We start from the raw sequence: 19399 nt of genomic DNA, 5'->3' as shown, positions 1-19399 counted from the left end.
TGAAGTTAGACATCGTGGTATTTCTGTGGGGCGGTCGCTCAGGGCGCCGTGCGCCAGACGACACGGTTACGGCCGGCCTGCTTGGCGCGGTACAGCTCGGCGTCGGCGGCCTCGAACAGGGCCGCTGCTTCCTCCCTGCTGTCCGGCGCGAGGGTGGCGCCGCCGACGCTGGCGGTGAGCACCTGGGCCACGCTCGACGCCTCGTGGGCGATCATCAGGCCGAGCACGGCTTCGCGCAGCTGCGACACCAGCTGGCGTGCCTCGTCGGCGCCGGTCTCGGGCAGCAGCAGCACCAGTTCCTCGCCGCCGTAGCGCGCCGCCAGGTCGGCCGGGCGGCGCATCGCGCCCGCGGCCAGGCGCGCCACCGCACGCAGCGCGCGGTCGCCGGCCGGGTGGCCGTAGCGGTCGTTGTACTGCTTGAAGGCGTCGATGTCGAGCAGGGCCAGCGACAGCGGCCGGCCCGAGCGCCGTGCGCGCTGCCATTCCAGTTCGTAGACCTCGTCGAAGCGGCGCCGGTTGGCCAGCTCGGTCAGGCCGTCGATGTTCGCCAGCCGCTCCAGCATCCGGCGCTGGCGCACCACCTGCAGGTGGAGGGCCACGCGCGCCATCACGACGGTCTGGTTGAAGGGCTTGGTGATGTAGTCCGAGGCACCCATCTTGAGGCCGCTGGCCTCGTCCTCGGGCCGGTCCAGGCCCGAGATGAAGATCACCGCGATGTGCTCGGTCAGCGGGTCGCCGCGCAGCCGGCGCAGCACTTCGTAGCCGTCCATGTCCGGCATCATCACGTCGAGCAGGATCAGGTCCGGCAGGTGGCGCGCCGCGCGCTCCAGGGTCTGGGCGCCATTCTTGGCCAGCAGCACGGTGTACTCGGGCTTGAGCAGCTCGCCCAGCACGTCGCGGTTCACGGCATCGTCGTCGGCGACCAGGACTTTCTGGATCTCCACTCCGTTCATGCCACATCCTCCATCTTCAGTTCAAGTTGCGCGGCCAGGGCCGCCAGCGGCGCCAGGGCGGCTGCGTATTCGAGGTCGTGGACGGCGCGCCGCAGCTCGGCCAGGGCGGCGGCGTGCGCGCTGCCGCCCAGCAGGGCCTCGAGCTCGGACAGGGCATCGTCGGCACGCGCGTCGTCGGCTTCCAGGTGCCCGCGCAGGCGCGCCAGCAGGGCCGCCAGGGCAGCCGGATCGGCCCGGGCCGGCTGCGCCGCCTCGGCCAGACGGGCCAGGGCCGCCAGCACGGTTTCGGCGGCGTTGACCAGGCCCGGTACCTGGGCCGCGAGGCGGGTCGCCTGGCCGTTGCGCAGGTCCTGTTCGAGGCGGTGCGCGGCCGCGGCCAGTTCGAAGGCGCCCACGTAGGCGGCGCTCGACTTCAGGTTGTGCGCCAGCGACTGCAGGCGCGGATGGTCGCCCTCGCTCAGGGCTTCGCGCAGGATGCGCGGAGCATCGGCATACTCGCGCACGAAGCTGCTGGCGCGCTTTTCCAGGCGGCTGCGCTGGCCGTCGACCTTGTCCAGCGCCCGGTGCCAGTCGAGGCCCGGGACTGCCGGCAGCGCGTGCAGGGCCGGCATGGCCGGCGGCGCTGCGGCGGCCTGCGGAGCGGTGGCCGGCAGCGGGCGTCCGGCCAGGCGCGCGGGGTCGACCCACTTGAGCAGGGTGCAGAACAGGAGGTCGGGATCGATCGGCTTGGTGACATGGTCGACCATGCCGGCTTCCAGGCTCTTGAGGCGGTCGCCGGCGAGGGCGTGCGCGGTCATGGCGACGATCGGCAGCGTGCGCAGGCGCGGATCGTTGCGGATTTCCCGGGTCGCGTCCAGGCCGTCCAGTCCGGGCATTTGGATGTCCATCAGCACCAGGTCGTAGTCGCCTTCGCGCGCCATGCGCACCGCTTCGACGCCGTTGAAGGCGACGTCCACCTGCATGCGGGCGGCGGCCATGAAGTCGAGCGCCACTTCGCGGTTGTTGGCATTGTCCTCGGCCAGCAGGATGCGGGCGCCGTCCAGGCGCGGAAGATCGGCCATCGCGGCCAGCGCCGGCACCGGCGGCGCGCTGCCCGCATCCGGCAGGGCGAGCTGCGGGTGCAGCGCCTGCAGCATGCTGTGGTACAGCAGGGCCGGGCCGACCGGCTTGTGCACGAAGGCGTCGACCGGCAGCTCGCCTTCCTGCTCCAGGACGGTGTCGCGGTTGCACACGGAGACCATCAGGATGGCGGGCGGCGGATTGCCGTCCGCTCCCCGCACCGTCTTGTGGATGCGGCGGATCGTCTCGACCCCGTCCAGGCCCGGCATCAGGTAATCCATCAGGACGACGCCGTAGGGCCGGCCCTGATCCTGGGCGCGCGCCATGACGGCCAGGCATTCCTCGCCCGAGGCCACGGTGTCGGCCTGCACGCCGAGACTTTCCAGCATCTCGGCCAGCGCGGCGCGCGCGGTGGCGCTGTCGTCGACCACCAGCGCACGCACGTCCAGCAGCATGGCGTGGCGCAGCGCCGTGCCCTGGCCTTCGGCGCCGTCGTGCACGCCGAGCGGCACCGTGAAGGCGAAGCGGCTGCCGGCGCCCGGGGTGCTGGTGGCGGCGATCCGGCCGCCCATCAGTTCGACCAGCTGGCGCGAGATCGACAGGCCCAGGCCGGTGCCGCCGTACTTGCGGGTGGTCGAGCTGTCGGCCTGGACGAAGGACTGGAACAGACGGCCCACCTGCTCCGGCAGCATGCCGATGCCGGTGTCGGTCACCGAGAATTCGAGCGTCACCTGCCCGTCGCGGTTTTCGAGCAGTTCGACCGCCACCACGATCTCGCCCTGGTCGGTGAACTTGACCGCGTTGCCGGCCAGGTTCACCAGCACCTGGCCCAGGCGCAGCGGATCGCCGACCAGGCGCTGCGGCACCCCGGTACCGACCCGGAAGATCAGCTCTACGCCCTTGGCGTCGCTCTTCATGCTGGTCACGCTCGCCAGGTGGTCGAGCATCTCGTTCAGGTCGAAGGGCAGCTTCTCGATCGCCAGCTTGCCGGCTTCCATCTTGGCATGATCGAGAATGTCGTTGATCAGGCCCAGCAGGTGTTCGCCGGCGCCCAGGATCTTGCTCAGGTAGTTTCGCAGCCGGGGCGGCGCCTCGCCCATCAGGGCCAGGCGGCTCATGCCGATGATGGCGTTCATCGGGGTGCGGATTTCATGGCTCATGTTGGCCAGGAACTCCGATTTCATGCGCGCTTCCGCCTCGGCGCGCAGCATCGCGACCTGCATCGCCTTGCCGCGCAGGCCGAGGATGCGCAGGAACAGCAGGATGTCGATGGTGACGCCCAGCTGCAGCGAGTGCATGGTCCAGAAATTGGCCGGCAGCTGGCCCGACGCCAGCAGGCCCTGCACAACGGCGCCGCCGGCGCTGAAGAACCAGCTGAACAGGAAGTAGATGCCGATCTCGTCGCCGGCGCGCAGGCGGCGCCAGGCGCCGGGCAGTCCGAGGAACATCGGCGCCGCGCCGACCGTCATGGTGAACACGATCAGGAAGCGGTGGTCCAGCAGGCCCAGGCCCCACAGCAGGCCGGCCAGCAGGCACAGGGCGGCGCCGCCCTTCATCATGCGGCTGAAGCGGCGGTCCTTGCCGGGCCGCGCCAGGATCTGTTCCACGAACAGGTAGGCGCCGGCGGAAGCGATCTGCGACGAGATGCCCATCACGTGCCGGCTGAACCATTCGTGGCCGCGCCACAGGAACTGTTCGCCGAGGCCGAACCAGACCAGGGAATAGACGGCGATGCCGCCCACGTACATCGCGTACTTGCCGTACAGGGCCTCGCGCAGGGTGATCCACTGCCCGAAGCTGTAGGCGACCAGGCAGGCGGCAATGCCGAACAGGAGACCCTGCAGCATCTGTTCGCCCAGGGCGGCGCGGTTGTAGGCGTCCGGCTGCATGATGGCGATCGGGGCGATGCGCGGTCCCTTGGCGTGGATCCGCACCAGCAGCGTGTAGTCGCCGCCCGGCCGCAGCCTGAGGGCCGCCGCGGGCACCCGGCCCTTGAGCGCGCCTTCTTCCTCCAGGCGCCGGCCGCTGCTGGCGAGCTTGCGCAGAGCGCCGCCATCTTCCAGGTAGAACTCGACGTAGTCGAGGATGCCGAAGTCGATCTGCACCACCCAGTCTTCCGGGGCATCCGGAGCCACCCGCAGCGGAATGCGCACCCAGTGCGGCTCCTGGATCAGCTTGAGGACGCCGGGGGCGGTGTCCGGCCGCAGGTAGCGCGGGGCGGCGGCCAGCGCCGCCGCGGCGTCGAGCTTGCTGCCTTCGTCGACCAGCACCGTCGTCGCCGGCCAGGCATCGATGCTGCGCGTATGGCGCCCGAGCTCGAGATGCGTGACGGCAGCCGTACGGGCGCCCTGGGACGCCAGCAGCAGCACGACGGCCAGCAGCGTCGGCAGGGCCAGGAACATGAATTTGCGCCACGCCGCCGGCGCGCCGGTGGTGAAGGCGGTCGGCGCCGCGTGCAGTGGATCGGACGGCGCGATCATGTCGGCGTCCGTTCCGGGCGGGGCTGGCCGGCAAGACGGGCTTCGAGCCGGTTCAGCCAGCGCGGCGCGCGCGGGTCGCGCCGCCAGCCGCCGAGGGTGTCCTCGACCTGGCCGAGCAGGGCCTCGGGCAGGCGCAGAGGACGGGTCTGGTCCATCAGGAAGCGCGTCACCAGGCGGTAGCCGGCCACGCGGGTCAGCATGCGGGAAATCGAGAAGCCGGGTAAGAACAGGCGCACCACGCTGTCGAAGCCGCGCACGGCGCCGAAACCGAGCGTGAACAGCAGGCGCGACAGCAGCGACACGCGCCCGTTCAGGCCGAGGTCGGCGCTGGCATCCTTGCCGCACAAGCGCCGCGTCAGCAGGGTGGGGAAAGGCTTGAGCACGCGCAGCGGGATCTGGTTTTCCATTTCGCGCATCAGGGCGGCGGCCAGCGGCGGGCGCGGGTCGGGCCGGCGCGGCTGCAGGCGGCCGCGCGCCTGGATGTCGGCGAAGCGGGTTTCGGCCTCGTCCATGGTCCAGGCCATCAGTGCGCGTTCGATGCCGAGCACGTGGCCGAGCACGTTCCAGGCGTGCAGGTAGGCTTCCTCGTCGGCGCGCTCCAGGCCCAGGCCGAGGCGACGCAGGCCGCGCAGGAAGACAAAACTGAACGTCAGCAGGGTGTAGGCCAGTTCTTCCTGGTTGCAGGGCAGGCCGTCGCGCGCGCTGTCCCAGCCGTGGGCGTAGAGCACGTGGTAGATGCCGCCGCCGGCCGGCGCCAGCGCGCTCAATGCCGGCATGGCCTGCATGAGGTCCGCGCGTGGCTTGGGCGGAGCGCCGCGCAGGATCAGGTGGCGGACGGTGGCGTGGATCAGGCGTACCTTGAGCGCCTGGGAGACGCCGCCGCCTCCGGGGGCGGTGAGCCCGCCCCGCATCATGACCGGGAAGATCATGGCGGCGGTGGAGCGGATCCGGTAATCGGTGTGCTGCTCCAGCTGGCCGGCCGCCTGCAGCACCGCCGACAGGTCCGGCAGCACGTAGCACTCGGGCAGGCTGGCGCAGAACAGCAGGGTGCAGGACAGCATGCTCATGTCCATGAACAGCGTCTCGGCGCGCGCGATCTTCGCCGGATCGGCCCAGCCGGGCAGCGCCGGGCAGGTGGCCAGGTAGTCTTTCAGCGCGGCGCCGATGCGCGCATCGGTGTCCGGTCCCGGTTCCCAGGCGGCCAGGCCGCCGTTGCTCTCCCAGCGCTGGAGTTCGCGGTTGATGGCGGACACCCGCGCCGCCATCTCGTGCGGACCGTCGGCGCCGGCCAGCATGCGGGCGACGGTGTCGTCGGCAGGCGGATCGGCCCGCATCGCGGCAGATGGCAGGTCAATGACGTCGCGCTTCATTCAGCCTCCAGGAACTCAGGTTGCGGAAACAAGAAAGCCGGACCAGGGTCCGGCTTCGCCTCAGAATCGGTAATCGAAGCGCAGGTCGGCCGTGCGCGGGGCCGTCGGCGTGGTCATGCCGAAGCTGTCGATGATCGACGGCCGCACCTCGTTCTCGATGTTGCGCACGCGCGCCAGCAGGCTCCAGCGCGCGCCGTCCGGCGCCCACGACAGGGTGGCGTCGGTGCTGGTGTGCGAAGGAACGCGGTAGACCAGCAGCTGGCTCGGCACCGCCAGCACGTACTCGCCGCTGGCGCGTGCGAACACGCCGCCGGTGAGCTGGCCGCCGCCGAGGGCGACGCGCTGCTGGTAGCCGAGCGTGAACACGTGGCTCGGTGCGCGGTCGAGCTTGCGGCCGGCCCAGGATACGCTCGGGGTGGCCATATAGCTCACGTAGCGGGCGTCGAGCAGGGTCAGGCCGTAGTTCAGGCGTCCGCCGCTGCCGATGCGCAGTTCGCCGTCGATCTCGATGCCGCGGCTGCGGGCGGCGCCGGCATTGCGGGTCAGCAGGCGCGGCGCACCGGCCACGATGGCATTCCCGGTCAGCTGCAGGTTGGTGTAGTCGTAGTGGAAGGCCGCGGCATTCACCGTCAGGCGGCCACCCAGCAGGCGCGACTTGAAGCCGGCTTCCCAGGCGCGCAGTTCTTCCGGCTGGTAATACAGGAATTCGGGCGTCACCGCGATCGCCGCCGGGCAGGGAATGCCGAGCGCCGTGGTGCCGGCCACGCAGCCGTCGTTGAAGGCGCCGGCCTTGTAGCCGGTGGCCAGGCTGACATAGGCCAGCGTCGTCGGGGCCAGGTCGAATTCCCCGCCCAGGCGCCAGGTCGTGCGGCTGGTCTCGAGGGCGGCCGCGTTCAGCAGGCGGCGGTCGGTGGCCGGGTTGAACACGGGACCCTGCTGGAAGTCGGTCGAGCCGACGCGCTCCTTCTCGTCGTGGGTGCGGCGGGCGCCGGCCGTCAGGCGCAGCATTCCGCTCACGCGCCAGGTCAGCTGGCCGAACACGGCCTTGCTGTGCGCTTCGGTCACCAGCGGGAAGGAATAGTAGGGCGGCAGGCCGACCGGGCGCAGGCCCTGGAAGGCATAGCTGGTGTCGGATTCCTCGGTGAAGTAGTACAGGCCGCCCTGGGCGCTGAGCGGGCCGCCGCCATTGGTGGCGATGCGCAACTCGTGCGAGTCCTGGGTGTTGGCGCCGTCGTAGGTATTGATCACGCCGAGCGCGATCGCCGGGGAGATCCGGTAGTAGTAGTTGTTGACCATCTGCTGGTCCAGCTCGCGGTGCGAGGCCAGGTAGTAGACGGTGGCCGGGCCCAGCTTCCAGCTCAGGTCCGCCAGCAGGCCGCGCGCGCGGCGGTCTTGCATGCCCTGCACCGGGGCGATGTTCGCCGGACGGAATCCCATGGTCAGGGCCTGGTCGGCGCTGCTGTCGCGCCAGACCGGCGCGCCGGTAGCGACACCGGAGTAGAAATTGCTGTCGGGGACGAAGCGGTCGTTGTTGTTGGCGGCTTCGCTGTGGTCGTAGCGCAGCAGCAGCGCGGCGTCGCGGCCGATGGCCAGCTTCGCGCTCAGGCGCGCATCGCGGTCGTCGCGGTCCATGCCGGACCGGAGTCCGGTGCCCTGGCCGTTCTTCAGGAAGGGATCCTGCTTGCGCGTGCCGACGGCGGCGCGCAGGGCCAGCGCGTCGCTCACGGGGATGTTGACGACGGCTTCGAGCTTGCGGTTGCCGTAGGTGCCGGCTTCGAGCGCGACGCGGCCTTCCAGCCTGTCGGTCGGGGCATTCGAGATCACGTTGACCAGGCCGGCGGTGGTATTGCGTCCGTACAGGGTGCCCTGGGGGCCGCGCAGCACTTCGATGCGGTCGACGTCGAGGAAGTTACCGGCCTGGCCGGCCGGACGCGCGATGTAGACGCCGTCCTGCATGAAGGCGGCCGAGGGATCGCCCTTGTCGGTGGTGTCGTTGTTGCTGATGCCGCGGATGGTGACGCGCAGGCCCGAGAAGGACTGGTCGAGGTGCAGGTTGGGCAGGCGCGCGCCGAGCGCCGCGGGATTGTCGGCGCCGATCTGCAGCAGCTGCTCTCCCTTCAGCACGCTCATCGCGACCGGCGTGCGCGAGACGGTCGAGAGGGTACGCTGGGCCGTGACCGCGACTTCCGGCACGGCGTTATCCTGTTCCTGCGCGGCCCGGGCCACCCCGCTGCCCCATGCGATACCCGATACCAACACGGCCAGCAGCTTATGCGCCGGTCGAACCTGCTTTGCTTTCATGACGACTACTCCCTGGTTTTTTCTTATGCCTGCCCTTTGCGGGCTGCATCCCACTTGTTCTATTTTGGCAATGTTCATTGCGTCGCGGGATGCCAGCTCGGCAGTCTAGCAGGTCGTGATGACGGGCAATAGTCCTACAAAAATAATTGAACAGAAATAATACCTTGATACAACATAGTTATGGGCGGGATGGCCATTCCGGCAAGTTCTGGAACAGGCCGGTGCGCCGAAGTTGCGGCACCCGTGCGCCGTGGGCCTGCCATTTCGCTTACGTTTCAGGAACAATCGCGCCCACCGCCGGCGCACAAGGAGACCGAATGCGCCTGTTCCCGCGTTTCTGCGCCGCCAGCCTGCTGCTCGCCTGCACGGCTGCAGGCGCCCAGCCCGCCGCTGCCCCGGCATCCACCTATACCAATCCCTTGCCGCTGCGCCTGGCCGACGGCAGCCTGGCCGAAAGCTGCGCCGACCCGGCGCTGCTGCGCGACCGCACCACGACGCCGGCGGTCTGGTACCTGTACTGCACCATGGACCCGGTCAGCCACAAGGAACGCGAGGGCAGGGGCTGGAAGTTCCGCATGATGCCGGTCTACCGCTCGGTCGACCTGGTCAACTGGTACTTCGTGCGCGATTCCTTCGAGAAGCGCCCGCCCGGCATCGCCGGGCCCAAGGCCGGGCTGTGGGCGCCCGAACCGGTGTACCAGAACGGCAGCTATTACCTCTACTTCACGGTCACCGACGTCGCCGACCGCCACAGCCCCGAGAAGGGCTGCGAGAACGACAGCGGGATCGCGGTCGCGACCGGCGCCTCGCCGGCCGGGCCGTGGATGCCGGCGCCGCAGCTGGTGGTGCCGCCCCGCCGGGGCGGCGCCGGCTGCAACTTCCACTGGACCTTCGATCCCGACGTGGTCGAGGACGCGCAGGGCGACCGCTTCCTGTACTACGGCAGCTACGGCGGCGGCATCTACGTGCAGCGCCTGTCGAAGGACGGCATGCGGGTGGAGGGCAATCCGGTGCGCATCGGCGCGGCCAACCGCTACGAGGGTGCCGAGGTGGTGCGGCATGGAGGGCACTGGTACCTGTTCGCCTCCAGCACCGACTGCTGCCGCGGCCCGCTGACCGGCTATGCGCTCTACGTGGGCCGCGCAAGTAATCCGGAAGGCCCCTTCCTCGACCGGGATGGCAACGACATGGCGGCCGCGCGCGTGGGCGGCACGCCGGTGCTGCAGCAGAACGGCAACCGTTGGATCGGCGCCGGCCACAACACCGTGTTCCAGGACCCGTCCGGCCAGTGGTGGACCTTCTACCATGCGGTCGACCGCCAGCAGGGCTATTTCAGCGTCGAGGACAAGCTGACCCGGCGCCCCCTGCTGCTCGACCGCATCGACTGGGTGGCCGGCTGGCCGGTGGTCAACCGCGGCGAAGGGCCGTCCGGCACGCCGCAGCCGCGTCCTTCGGTGACGCCGGGCGCGGCCGCGCCGGTTTCGGCGTCAACGGGCAAGGCGCAGGCCTCGACGCCGGTGTGGACCGAGCGCTTCGGTCCGGGCGCGCTCGATCCCCGCTGGCGCTGGGTGCGGCCCGGGGCGGCCGGCAGCTGGGCCACCGGCCAGCCCGGCCTGCGCATGGCGACGCAGGCGGCCGACCTGCACGTCGACACGAATACCGCGGCGCTGCTGGCCAGCGCGCTGCCGGAGGGCGACCTGCGCATCGAGGCGCGTATCCGGCTCGATGCGCCGCTGGAATGCTGCGCGCAGCCGGTGCAGGCCGGACTGGTCGTGATGCGCGACGACGACAATTACGTCAAGCTGGTCGAGCTGGCGCACGACGGCCTGCGCCAGGTGGAGTTCGGCAAGGAATTGGCGCCGGTCGGCAAGGGCTATCCCCGCTACGGCAATACCGTGGTCGGGACGCCCGGCGAATGGACCGGCTTGCGGATCGACATCCGCCGCATGGGCGCGGAAGAGCACTATACGGCGTGGTCGAAACAGGACGGCAGGGACTGGGTCCGGGGCGGCACCTGGACCCACAGCCTGGGCGCCGGCGCCAGGCTAGGCCTGGTGGCGATGGGCGGCGCCGGCCACAGCGTCACCTTCGGCGAGGTCCGGGTCGAGCGGCTGGCGCACTGACGGCGCTTCAAGGCCGGCGTGGGCCCGGACCGACCAGGTGACGCCCGCCACCAGCAGCGCGATCGCGGCCAGTTCCAGCACCCGCGGACCATGGCCGCGGTACAGGAAGCCGTACAGCAGCGCGAACAGGGTCTCGAACAGGATCAGCTGTCCGGACAGGGTCACCGGCACGCGCCGGCTGGCCACGTTCCACAGCCCGTTGCCGAGGACGGAGGCGCCCAGCGCGAGCAGGACATTGCAGGCCCAGAACAGCTGCCAGTCGCGCGGCGGCCCTGGCGGCGCAGCGCCGGCGAAACTCCAGGCCCAGGCGCCGGCGCCGATCAGCAAAGCGATCACCCCGGTGGCCAGTCCGTACAGCGCCGACCACTGGGCGCTCGAGAACTGCGGATTGCGCTTGAGGTAGCGCGCATTGTCCAACGCATACCAGCTCCAGCACAGCAGGGCGCCGGTGGCGCAGGCTACGCCCAGCAGGATGTCGGCACTTGAAGCGCCGGGGCCGGCGTGCAGGAAGCTGTCGGCATTGATGCAGGCGATGCCGGCGCCCACCAGCAGCAGCGGCAGCGCGAGGCGGGCCAGCGGCACGGCGCCGTGGTCGTTGCGGCCCAGCAGGGTGACCACCACCGGCAGCATGCCGATGATCAGCGAGGTCGGCGCCACGCCGGCGTATTTCACCCCGGTAGCGAGCAGTATGTAGTAAACGATGTTTCCCGCCAGTGCGTGGCGCAGCAGCGCCGCGTAGTCGCCGGGGACCAGGCTGGCGAGCAGGGATGTCAGGCGCGGCAGCAGCAGGGCCAGCGCGATCGCGCCGTAGGCCAGGTAGCGGCCGACCGCCAGTTCCAGCGCCGAGAAATCGCCCAGCAGCTCCGGCACGATGAACACCAGGCCCCACATGGCCCCGGCCAGCAGGCCGCACAACACACCGATCCACATACGCTCACCGCCAGACAAAACGCCGATTCTACCCGGGCGCACGCTTGCCTGCAGGACAGCCCCTGGTAATATTTATTTGCTAGTATTAATGATAAAAAAAGACGCCAGGAGACAGGCTTGACCCCAATGACCGTGCGCCTCGCCTGCGCAGTGGCCGCAGCGCTGCTGTGCGCACCCACGTCCGGCTTCGCGCAGACCGAGGTGCGCATGTGGACGTTGCTGAGCGGCGGCGACGGCGCGCGCATGGCGGCGCTGGTCGAGCGCTTCAACGCCAGCCAGCGCGAGGTGCGGGTGGTCAGCACCACCCTGAAATGGGGCGAACCCTTCTACACCAAGCTGATTACCTCCTCGGTGGTCGGCGCCGGTCCCGACATCGCCACCGTGCACCTGTCGCGCATGACCAACCTGGCCGGCGGCGGCGTGCTGCGGCCGATCGCGCCGCAGGAACTGGTTGAAGCCGGCTTGAACCCCGCCGACTTCTACCCGCGCCAGTGGCAGAAATCCCAGCACGCAGGCAAGACCTATGCCGTGCCGCTCGACCTGCACCCGCTGGTCCTGTACTACAACAAGACCCTGGTCGGCAAGGCCGGCCTGCTCGATGAAACGGGCACGTTGAAACCGATCGAGGGCATCGATGCGCTGACGGATGCCTTCCGCGCCGTGCGCCAGGCCACCGGCCGCCCCGGCATGACGATGGAGAGCAACCAGAGCTCCTACGCGGTGTGGCGGCTGTGGCTGACCATGCTGGCGCAACGCAACGCGCCACTGATCCAGAATGGGCGTTTCGCCTACGGGGCGGCCGGCGTCGATTCGCTGGCGCGCATCAGCAGCTGGTACGCCAGGGGCTACGCCCAGTCCGGCCTGAACTACGCCGCATCGACCAGCCAGTTCATCGGCGGGAACGCCGGCTTCATGATCAACGGTGTGTGGGAGGTACCGGAAATGCTGCGCGCCACCGCGAACGGCACCCTCGGTTTCGACTACGGCATCGTGCCGATGCCGCGCATGTATGCCAACCGGGGCGTATGGGCCGATTCCCATGCCTTCGCCATTCCCGCCAGCGAGGGACGGCCGATGAGGCCGCAGAAGCTGCGCGCGGTGATGCGCTTCATCGCCTTCGTCAGCAAGAACTCGCTGGGCTGGGCCGAGGGCGGCCATGTGCTGGCTTACCGGCCCGCGGCCGAATCGCCCGCCGCACTGGCCCTGATGCCGAACCGGCTGTACGCAGGCGTGCCGCGCGACGTCGTCTATGCGCCCGACGCCTGGTACATGGGCGCCGCCGGTCCGCTGGAGGCGATGGCCTCGAAATACCTGCCCGCGCCGCTGTCGTCCCAGCTCACGCCGGCGCAGGCCCTGCGCATGTTCGAGACGGAAGCCGCGCTGCTGCTGCGCAAGCGCGCGCCGCGCTACTAGGAGAATGCGGATGGCTGATTTTCATGTCAGGCAGGTGGGCGCGCGGCGCGGCGAGGGCCTGCCGGCGCTGATGCTGCTGGCGCCCTTCGGGATCGCGTTCGCGGTGTTCTTCCTGCTGCCGACGCTGCAGACCTTCTACATGAGCCTGACCGAGAGCAGCCTCACGCGCACCAACGCCTTCATCGGCATCGCCAACTATGTCACGCTGGTGCAAGACCCTTCATTCTGGTCGGCAGTCGGCAATACCTTCTACTTCGCGCTGCTGACGGTCATTCCGCTGACGGCCCTGGGTCTGGTGATGGCCCTGCTGGTCGACCATTTCACCCGCGCCGGCGCCTGGCTGCAGGGCGCCTTCTTCCTGCCCTACATCCTGCCGATCTCGGTGATGACCCTGATCGCCGACTGGATGCTGCAGCCTTCCACCGGGGTGATCAACCAGGTGCTGGGCATCGAGCGCGCCTGGCTGGCCGACGTGCGCTGGGCCTTGCCATCGGTGGCGATCGCCACCGTCTGGTGGACGGTCGGCTTCAATATGCTGATGTTCCTGGCGGGATTGCGCAACATCCCGGCAGACCTGTACGAGGCCGCAGCCCTGGACGGGGCGCGCGGCTTCACCCTGTTCCGGACCATTACCTGGCCGGCCATCCGGCCGGTGGTCGGGCTGGCGCTGGTGCTGCAGCTGATCGCCTCGATGAAGGTGTTCGGGCAGACCTACATCCTGACCGTGGGAGGACCATTCAACACGACCAGGATGACCTTGCACTACATGTACGAAACCGCGTTCACGCAGAGCGACGCCGGCTACGCCGCCGCGATCGCGATGGCCTTCGTGGCGATCGTCATCGTGCTGTCGCTGGCCCAGGCGGCGTTGTCGCGCTGGCTTTCCCGGGGCAAGGCATGAAGGCGCGCACCAACCTGGCCTGGAGCCTCGTCGGCGCACTCACGGCCGTGCTGCTGGCCGCACTCTGGATCGCGCCGCTGCTGTGGGCCGCCAGTACGGCGCTGCGGCCCGAACACGAAACCGTGTCGGCCGTCTTTCACTGGCTCCCGCAGACCTGGACCGTGGAAGCCTTCGCCAAGGTACTGGGCGCCGGACGGGTCGGCCGCTGGCTGTTCAACAGCGCGCTGGTGGCCCTCCTGGTCACGGTCGTGACCATGGCCCTGTCCCTGAGCGCGGCCTACGCATTCTCCCAGCTGCGCTTCCGCGGCCGCACGCTGCTGTTCGCGCTGACCATGCTGGCCTTCCTGGTGCCCTTCGAGGCGCTGCTGGTGCCGCTGTTCCGGATCATGAACCAGCTCGGCCTGATCAACAGCTACGCCGGCATCGTGCTGCCCCAGGTGGTGGCACCGGTGGTGATCTACGTGTTCAAGCAGTTCTTCGACACGGTGCCGGCCGACTTCCGGGAAGCCGCCGTGATGGATGGCGCCGGCCCGCTGCGCATCCTGTGGAACGTCTACCTGCCCGTGTCCGGAAACATCGTGTGGGCGATGGCGATCGTCACCTTCATCGCGGCCTGGAACAACTTCCTGTGGCCCTTCATCATCGTCACGGAAAACGACATGATGACGATCCCGCTGGGCCTGACGCAGACCTACGATGCCTATGGCGTGATCTACGCCCAGCTGATGGCCGCGGCGCTGATCGGCGCGCTGCCGGTGGCGCTGGCCTATGTGCTGTTCCAGCGCCGCGTGACGCATGGCTTCCTGGCCGCGACGGGTTTAAAAGGATAAGAACGGAGAATCCATGGCATCTGTACGCCTGCAAGGCATCACCAAGCAGTACGAGGACAACCCCGTCATCAAAGGGATCGACCTGGACATCGCCGACGGTGAGTTCGTGGTGCTGGTCGGCCCGTCGGGCTGCGGCAAGTCGACCCTGCTGCGCATCGTCGCCGGGCTGGAAGACGTGAGCTCCGGCACGGTGGCGATCGGGGGGACGGTGTGCAACGACGTCGAGCCGGCCAAGCGCGGGATCGCCATGGTGTTCCAAAGCTATGCCCTCTACCCGCACATGACGGTGGCGGAAAACATGGGCTTCGCCCTCAGGCTGGCCGGGGTGCCGCGTGTTGAAATCGGGGAGCGGGTGGCGCGCGCCGCCGAGATCCTGCAGATCGGCCACCTGCTGGAGCGGCGGCCGAAGGCCTTGTCGGGCGGGCAGCGCCAGCGGGTGGCGATCGGGCGCGCCATCGTGCGCAAGCCCGAGGTCTTCCTGTTCGACGAGCCGCTCTCGAACCTGGATGCCGCGCTGCGCGGGCAGACCCGGGTCGAGCTGGCGCGCCTGCACCGCGAACTCGGCGCCACCATGATCTACGTGACCCACGACCAGGTCGAGGCCATGACCCTGGGCCAGAAGATCGTGGTCCTGAACGGCGGGCGCATCGAGCAGGCCGGCACCCCGCTCGACCTCTACGAGCGCCCGGCCAACCGTTTTGTTGCCGGCTTTCTCGGTTCGCCGCGCATGAACTTCCTGCCCGGGGCGCTGGCGGGCGAGGAGGGGGCGGCGGCGCATGTGCGCCTGCCCGGCGGGAACCTCGTGCAGGTGGCCGTGGATGCGGCGCGCACGGCGCCCGGCGCCGCCGTGACGCTCGGCGTACGGCCCGAGCACCTGCGCATCGGGACCGACGACGAAGCGCCAGGCATCCCGGCCACGGTGGTCCTGGTCGAATACCTGGGCGACGCCACCATCGTCTATGCGCAGGTGGACGGCGTGGCCGAGATGGTGTCGCTCAAGTGCCGCCCCGACGCGCCATGCCCCGAACGCGGCGCCCGGGTGATGCTCGCATTCGACCCGGGCCAGGGTCATTTGTTCGATGCCGACGGCGCCGCGCTGCCGCGTGCGCCGCTGATGCGATGAGCGGGCAGGGCCGCACCCGGCGGCCCACCATGACCGACATCGCCAAGCTGGCCGGGGTGTCGCAGTCCACCGTGTCGCTGGTGATCAACCACATGAGCGGCGCCAAGGTATCCGCGGCGACCCGCAACAAGGTGCTGCGCATCGCGCGCGAGCTGGGCTACCCGGTGGAGCGCATGGGCCACGCGCTCCCTCCCGAGGCACGCAACCTGATCGTCTACCTCAGCGACGAACTGTCGACCAGCCCGCACGCGATGCAGACCATCGATGGCGCGCGCGACGCCGCCTGGGAACACGACTGCCTGCTGTCCGCCTACGCCACCCGCAACGACCCCGCCTACGAAGGGGCGGTGCTGGCGCGCATGCTGGCCGATCCCGCCCTGCTTGGCGTGGTGTACGCCACCATCTTCACGCGCGCCGTCACGGTGCCCGCGCTGTTGGCGCAGGTGCCGACCGTGCTCCTCAACTGCTACCAGAAAGAGCGCCGCGAACGCCTGTATTCCTCGGTGGTGCCGAGCGAGGTCCTGGGCGGCTATGCCGCCACCATGCACCTGCTCGACGCCGGCCACCGCCGCATCGGTTTCATCAACGGCGAGGGCTGGATCGAGGCCGCCGCCGAGCGCCTCAAGGGCTACCGCCAGGCCCTGTCCACGCGCGACATCCCGTTCGAGGCGTTGCTGGTGCGCGAGGGCGACTGGCAGGTCAGCAGCGGCCACGCGCATGCGCGGGCGCTGCTGGCGCTGCCGGACCCGCCGACGGCCCTGTTCTGCGCCAACGACCTGATGGCGGTCGGCGCCCTCGGAGCGGTGCGCGAACGTGGGCTGGACGTGCCGCGGCAAGTCTCGGTGGTCGGGTATGACGACCAGGACATCGCGCGCTACACCCAGCCGCCGCTGACCACAGTGTTGTTACCAAACTACGAAATGGGCCGCTGGGCAGCTGAAAGTTTGATTGCCCAAGTGAACGGCGGGGCCTCCCGGCGCACCAGCATGAAGATGGATTGCCCTCTGGTGGAGCGTGAATCGGTGGCGAAAATCGGGGTGTCTTGAGCGTTCCTTGAGTGCGCCAGGGCACCGGGAATTCGGATAGCTTTTGTCATATTGGTCATAAATTATGACTAATAACGATCCCAATAACGGAGGAGACCTCGATGCGACACTTGAAAGTCCGGCCGGTCTGCACGGCCGTCATGCTGCTGTGCGCCCACATCGGCTTCGCCGCCGCCCAGGATGCCGCCCAGACGGCTGCCGATCCGGCCCAGCCAACGGCCGCCGGCCCCATCGCCACGGTGACGGTGAGCGGCATCCGCAGCAGCATCCGCTCGGCCGAGCAGATCAAGCGCGACAGCGAGCAGGTGGTGGATTCGATCAATGCCGACGACATCGGCAAATTCCCGGACCGTGCCGCCGGCGACGCCCTGCAGCGCATCGCCGGCGTGCAGGTGGGCCGCGACCGCGGCGAGACGAGCTCCGTCATCATCCGCGGCCTGCCGGACGTGGCCACCACCATCGACGGCAACGAGATCTTCACCGGCACCGGCCGCCGCCTGTCCTACCAGGACCTGCCGGTGCAGTCGATCGGCGGCCTGGACGTGTACAAGTCGGCCACTGCCAACCAGTTCGAGGGCGGCATCGCCGGCGCGGTCAATATCCGCCTGCGCGCGCCCTTCGACTTCAAGGGCTATACCCTCACCGGCTTCCTCGAGGGCCGCCGCAACTATGTGGAGGGCAGCGAGGCGCGCAAGGAGAAGACCAATCCGGGCGGCGGGGTCCTGATGAGCAACCGCTGGCAGACCGGCGTCGGCGAGATCGGCGTGCTGGTCGACATCGCCTACAACAAGGAGCGCTGGGCGATGCCGGTGCAATGGGTCGACCGGCCCGACCGCATCTTCTCGGTCAGCCCGGACGGCAGCGCGACCCGCCTCAACGACGACCAGCCGATCGCGCCGCTGCGCCCGGGCGACCGGCTGGGCGAGCTGCCCAACATCGGCGGCATCTACAACGCCGGCGACCGTGAGCGCGGCAGCGTCCATGCGGCCGTGCAGTGGAAGCTGAACCCGCACACCGAACTGAGTGCCCAATACCTCGGCACCGGCTACGGCAGCAGGGCCGAAGTCGACTACATCCTGAACATCGCCACCTGGACCCCGCGCCTGAGCAACGTGGTGCTGGCCCCGCAGGGCAGCTACTGCAGTACGCCGGTCGGCGTGATCTGCCCGATCCAGTCGGCCAACGCGGCCGCGGCGCGCTTCGGCGGGCCCTACGACTGGGACCCCTACACCGCCACCAGCACCTGGGGCGTGAAGGAGCACACCGCCACCCACTTCCTGAACTTCGGCGCCAAGTACCGCCAGGGCCCGCTGTCGGTCGACAGCAACCTGGCCTTCTCGCGCTCGGACTATGTCAACGACACCGTGATCGTCGACCAGCAGATCCCGGGCGCCAGCTCGGCGGTCTACACTTACGGGCGCGACGGCCATGGCGGCTACAACGCCATCACCACCCCGACCAGCAGCAATCCCTTGCGCGATCCCAACCAGTTCGTATTGCGCGGCATGGTGCAGAACTGGGGCGAGTCGCGCGGCGAGCAGACCCAGTTCCGCCTTGATTCGGTGTACCGCCTCGGCGACGGCTTCATCACCGCGCTGACCGGGGGCATCCGCCTGTCGAACCGCGAGGTCAGCTTCCACAGCGGCGAGCGCGCCAACGACCTGCCGGGCGGCGCGGTGCGGCCGTCTCCGGTGGCCGCTTTCGGTCCGTCCTTCCAGTCGCTGGTGCCGGGCCTGGACCGCCTGGGCGGCCCCTGGATGACGCCCTCGCGCGACTTCCTGATCGACCAGGCCGACCGCGTGCGCGCCTTCTACGGCCAGCCGGCCGGGCGGGTGGCGGACGACCCGATGCGCCTGTTCGAGCAGCGCGAGCGCACCGCCACCCTGCACCTGGGCGCACGCTGGAAGGCCGCGCTGGGCGGGATCGGCATGACCGGCAATGTCGGGGGGCGCCTGGTCAAGGTCGACCGCAAGCTGGAGGGCAACCGCCGCATCGGCAATGTGGTCACCGCGATCAGCGAGGACAGCGACGAGACCAACTTCCTGCCCAACCTGTCGGCGGTGGTGAACTGGACCGACCGCGTGCAGTCGCACCTGAGCGTGGGCAAGACCATCACCCGGCCCGAGTTCGCGCAGCTGAATCCGGCGCTGTCCCTGATCCCGCCGACCGTGAACGCGCCCGGCACCGGCTCGGCCGGCAATCCGGAACTGGCGCCGACCGAGTCGATCAACAGCGACGCCACGCTCGAGTACTACTTCCGGGACAATGGCTTCGCCCAGATCGCGGTCTTCCACCGCGATATCGACGGCTACCTGCAGAACTTCGAACAGCAGGAAAGCATCAACGGCGTGAACTACCGCGTGACCCGCCCGCAGAACTCCGGCAAGGGCAAGCTGAAGGGCGCCGAATTCGGCATCCAGAAGTTCTTCGACTTCCTGCCGGGCGCCTGGAGCGGCCTGGGCGCGCAGTTCAACTACACGTGGATCGACGGCGAGAACCAGACCCGCACCGCCCTGAACAGCGGCAGCTACACCACCACCGAGATGGTCGGCGTGGCGCGCCAGAGCTACAACTTCGCGCTGCTGTACGAGCGCGGCGGCTGGACCGGGCGCCTGGCGGCCACCCGGCGCGGCAAGTACGTCGAGCAGATCGCCGAGCCGCGTTTCGGGCAAGACCGCATCGTCAAGGCCTCGACCTACGTCGACCTGAGCGTCGGCTACGCGATCACGCCGAACCTGACCCTGAACTTCGACGCGATCAACCTGACCAAGGAACGCTACGAGAGCTACCTGGGCGACCCGATCCGGCCACGCGACATCCGCTACAACCCGACCACGTACGGCCTGAGCCTGCGGTACCAGATGTGAGGA

The 19399-nt window shown here is 69.3% G+C and carries 12 protein-coding genes; 7 read left to right on the top strand and 5 right to left on the bottom strand.

What is annotated here, in order from left to right:
- Positions 1 to 38: 38 nt before the first annotated feature.
- Genes AC56LK_RS03650 through AC56LK_RS03635 form a run of 4 tightly spaced genes read right to left on the bottom strand, consistent with a single transcriptional unit; the run spans position 39 to position 8163 of the window.
- Positions 39 to 953: a diguanylate cyclase gene (locus AC56LK_RS03650; protein ID WP_497183205.1), complete on the bottom strand. Its 915-nt coding sequence runs from the start codon at positions 951 to 953 to the stop codon at positions 39 to 41.
- Entirely contained in the window at positions 950 to 4492 is a 3543-nt protein-coding gene (locus AC56LK_RS03645) for a hybrid sensor histidine kinase/response regulator family protein (protein WP_497183204.1), read from the bottom strand. The genes AC56LK_RS03650 and AC56LK_RS03645 overlap by 4 nt, the downstream gene beginning before the upstream one ends.
- Positions 4489 to 5862 carry an oxygenase MpaB family protein gene (locus AC56LK_RS03640; protein WP_497183203.1) on the bottom strand — a complete coding sequence of 458 codons (1374 nt, stop codon included), beginning with the start codon at positions 5860 to 5862 and terminating at the stop codon, positions 4489 to 4491. The genes AC56LK_RS03645 and AC56LK_RS03640 overlap by 4 nt, the downstream gene beginning before the upstream one ends.
- Before the next feature lie 60 nt (positions 5863 to 5922).
- Positions 5923 to 8163: a TonB-dependent receptor gene (locus tag AC56LK_RS03635; protein WP_497183202.1), complete on the bottom strand. Its 2241-nt coding sequence runs from the start codon at positions 8161 to 8163 to the stop codon at positions 5923 to 5925.
- 317 nt (positions 8164 to 8480) lie between these two features.
- Here AC56LK_RS03635 and AC56LK_RS03630 point away from each other — a divergent pair, with 317 nt between their 5' ends.
- Complete coding sequence (locus AC56LK_RS03630) at positions 8481 to 10286, top strand: family 43 glycosylhydrolase (protein WP_497183201.1); 1806 nt, start codon at positions 8481 to 8483, stop codon at positions 10284 to 10286.
- On the opposite strand, the gene AC56LK_RS03625 is transcribed toward AC56LK_RS03630, so the two are convergent.
- On the bottom strand, positions 10209 to 11216 hold the full coding sequence (locus AC56LK_RS03625; RefSeq protein WP_497183200.1) for a DMT family transporter: 1008 nt from the start codon (positions 11214 to 11216) through the stop codon (positions 10209 to 10211). The genes AC56LK_RS03630 and AC56LK_RS03625 overlap by 78 nt on opposite strands.
- 126 nt (positions 11217 to 11342) lie before the next feature.
- Between AC56LK_RS03625 and AC56LK_RS03620 the strand changes: the two genes are divergently transcribed.
- The 6 genes from AC56LK_RS03620 to AC56LK_RS03595 all read left to right on the top strand — a co-directional run bounded on the left by AC56LK_RS03620 (position 11343) and on the right by AC56LK_RS03595 (position 19396).
- The gene (locus AC56LK_RS03620) at positions 11343 to 12629 is read left to right on the top strand and encodes an extracellular solute-binding protein (protein WP_497183514.1); all 1287 of its coding nucleotides are present in this window, start codon (positions 11343 to 11345) and stop codon (positions 12627 to 12629) included.
- 10 nt (positions 12630 to 12639) lie between these two features.
- Positions 12640 to 13530, top strand: a complete 891-nt coding sequence (locus tag AC56LK_RS03615; RefSeq protein ID WP_497183199.1) for a carbohydrate ABC transporter permease — start codon at positions 12640 to 12642, stop codon at positions 13528 to 13530.
- Complete coding sequence (locus tag AC56LK_RS03610; protein WP_497183198.1) at positions 13527 to 14360, top strand: carbohydrate ABC transporter permease; 834 nt, start codon at positions 13527 to 13529, stop codon at positions 14358 to 14360. The genes AC56LK_RS03615 and AC56LK_RS03610 overlap by 4 nt, the downstream gene beginning before the upstream one ends.
- Before the next feature lie 13 nt (positions 14361 to 14373).
- On the top strand, positions 14374 to 15483 hold the full coding sequence (locus tag AC56LK_RS03605) for an ABC transporter ATP-binding protein (RefSeq protein WP_497183197.1): 1110 nt from the start codon (positions 14374 to 14376) through the stop codon (positions 15481 to 15483).
- A gap of 29 nt (positions 15484 to 15512) precedes the next feature.
- Positions 15513 to 16529 carry a LacI family DNA-binding transcriptional regulator gene (locus AC56LK_RS03600; RefSeq protein ID WP_497183196.1) on the top strand — a complete coding sequence of 339 codons (1017 nt, stop codon included), beginning with the start codon at positions 15513 to 15515 and terminating at the stop codon, positions 16527 to 16529.
- Between the two features lie 101 nt (positions 16530 to 16630).
- The gene (locus AC56LK_RS03595) at positions 16631 to 19396 is read left to right on the top strand and encodes a TonB-dependent receptor (protein WP_497183195.1); all 2766 of its coding nucleotides are present in this window, start codon (positions 16631 to 16633) and stop codon (positions 19394 to 19396) included.
- Positions 19397 to 19399: the final 3 nt, after the last annotated feature.

Source organism: Telluria sp. ZB4P36 (genome assembly GCF_059685865.1).
The sequence above is the reverse complement of the archived record's forward strand: the minus strand, read 5'-3'. Positions and strand labels throughout refer to the sequence as shown.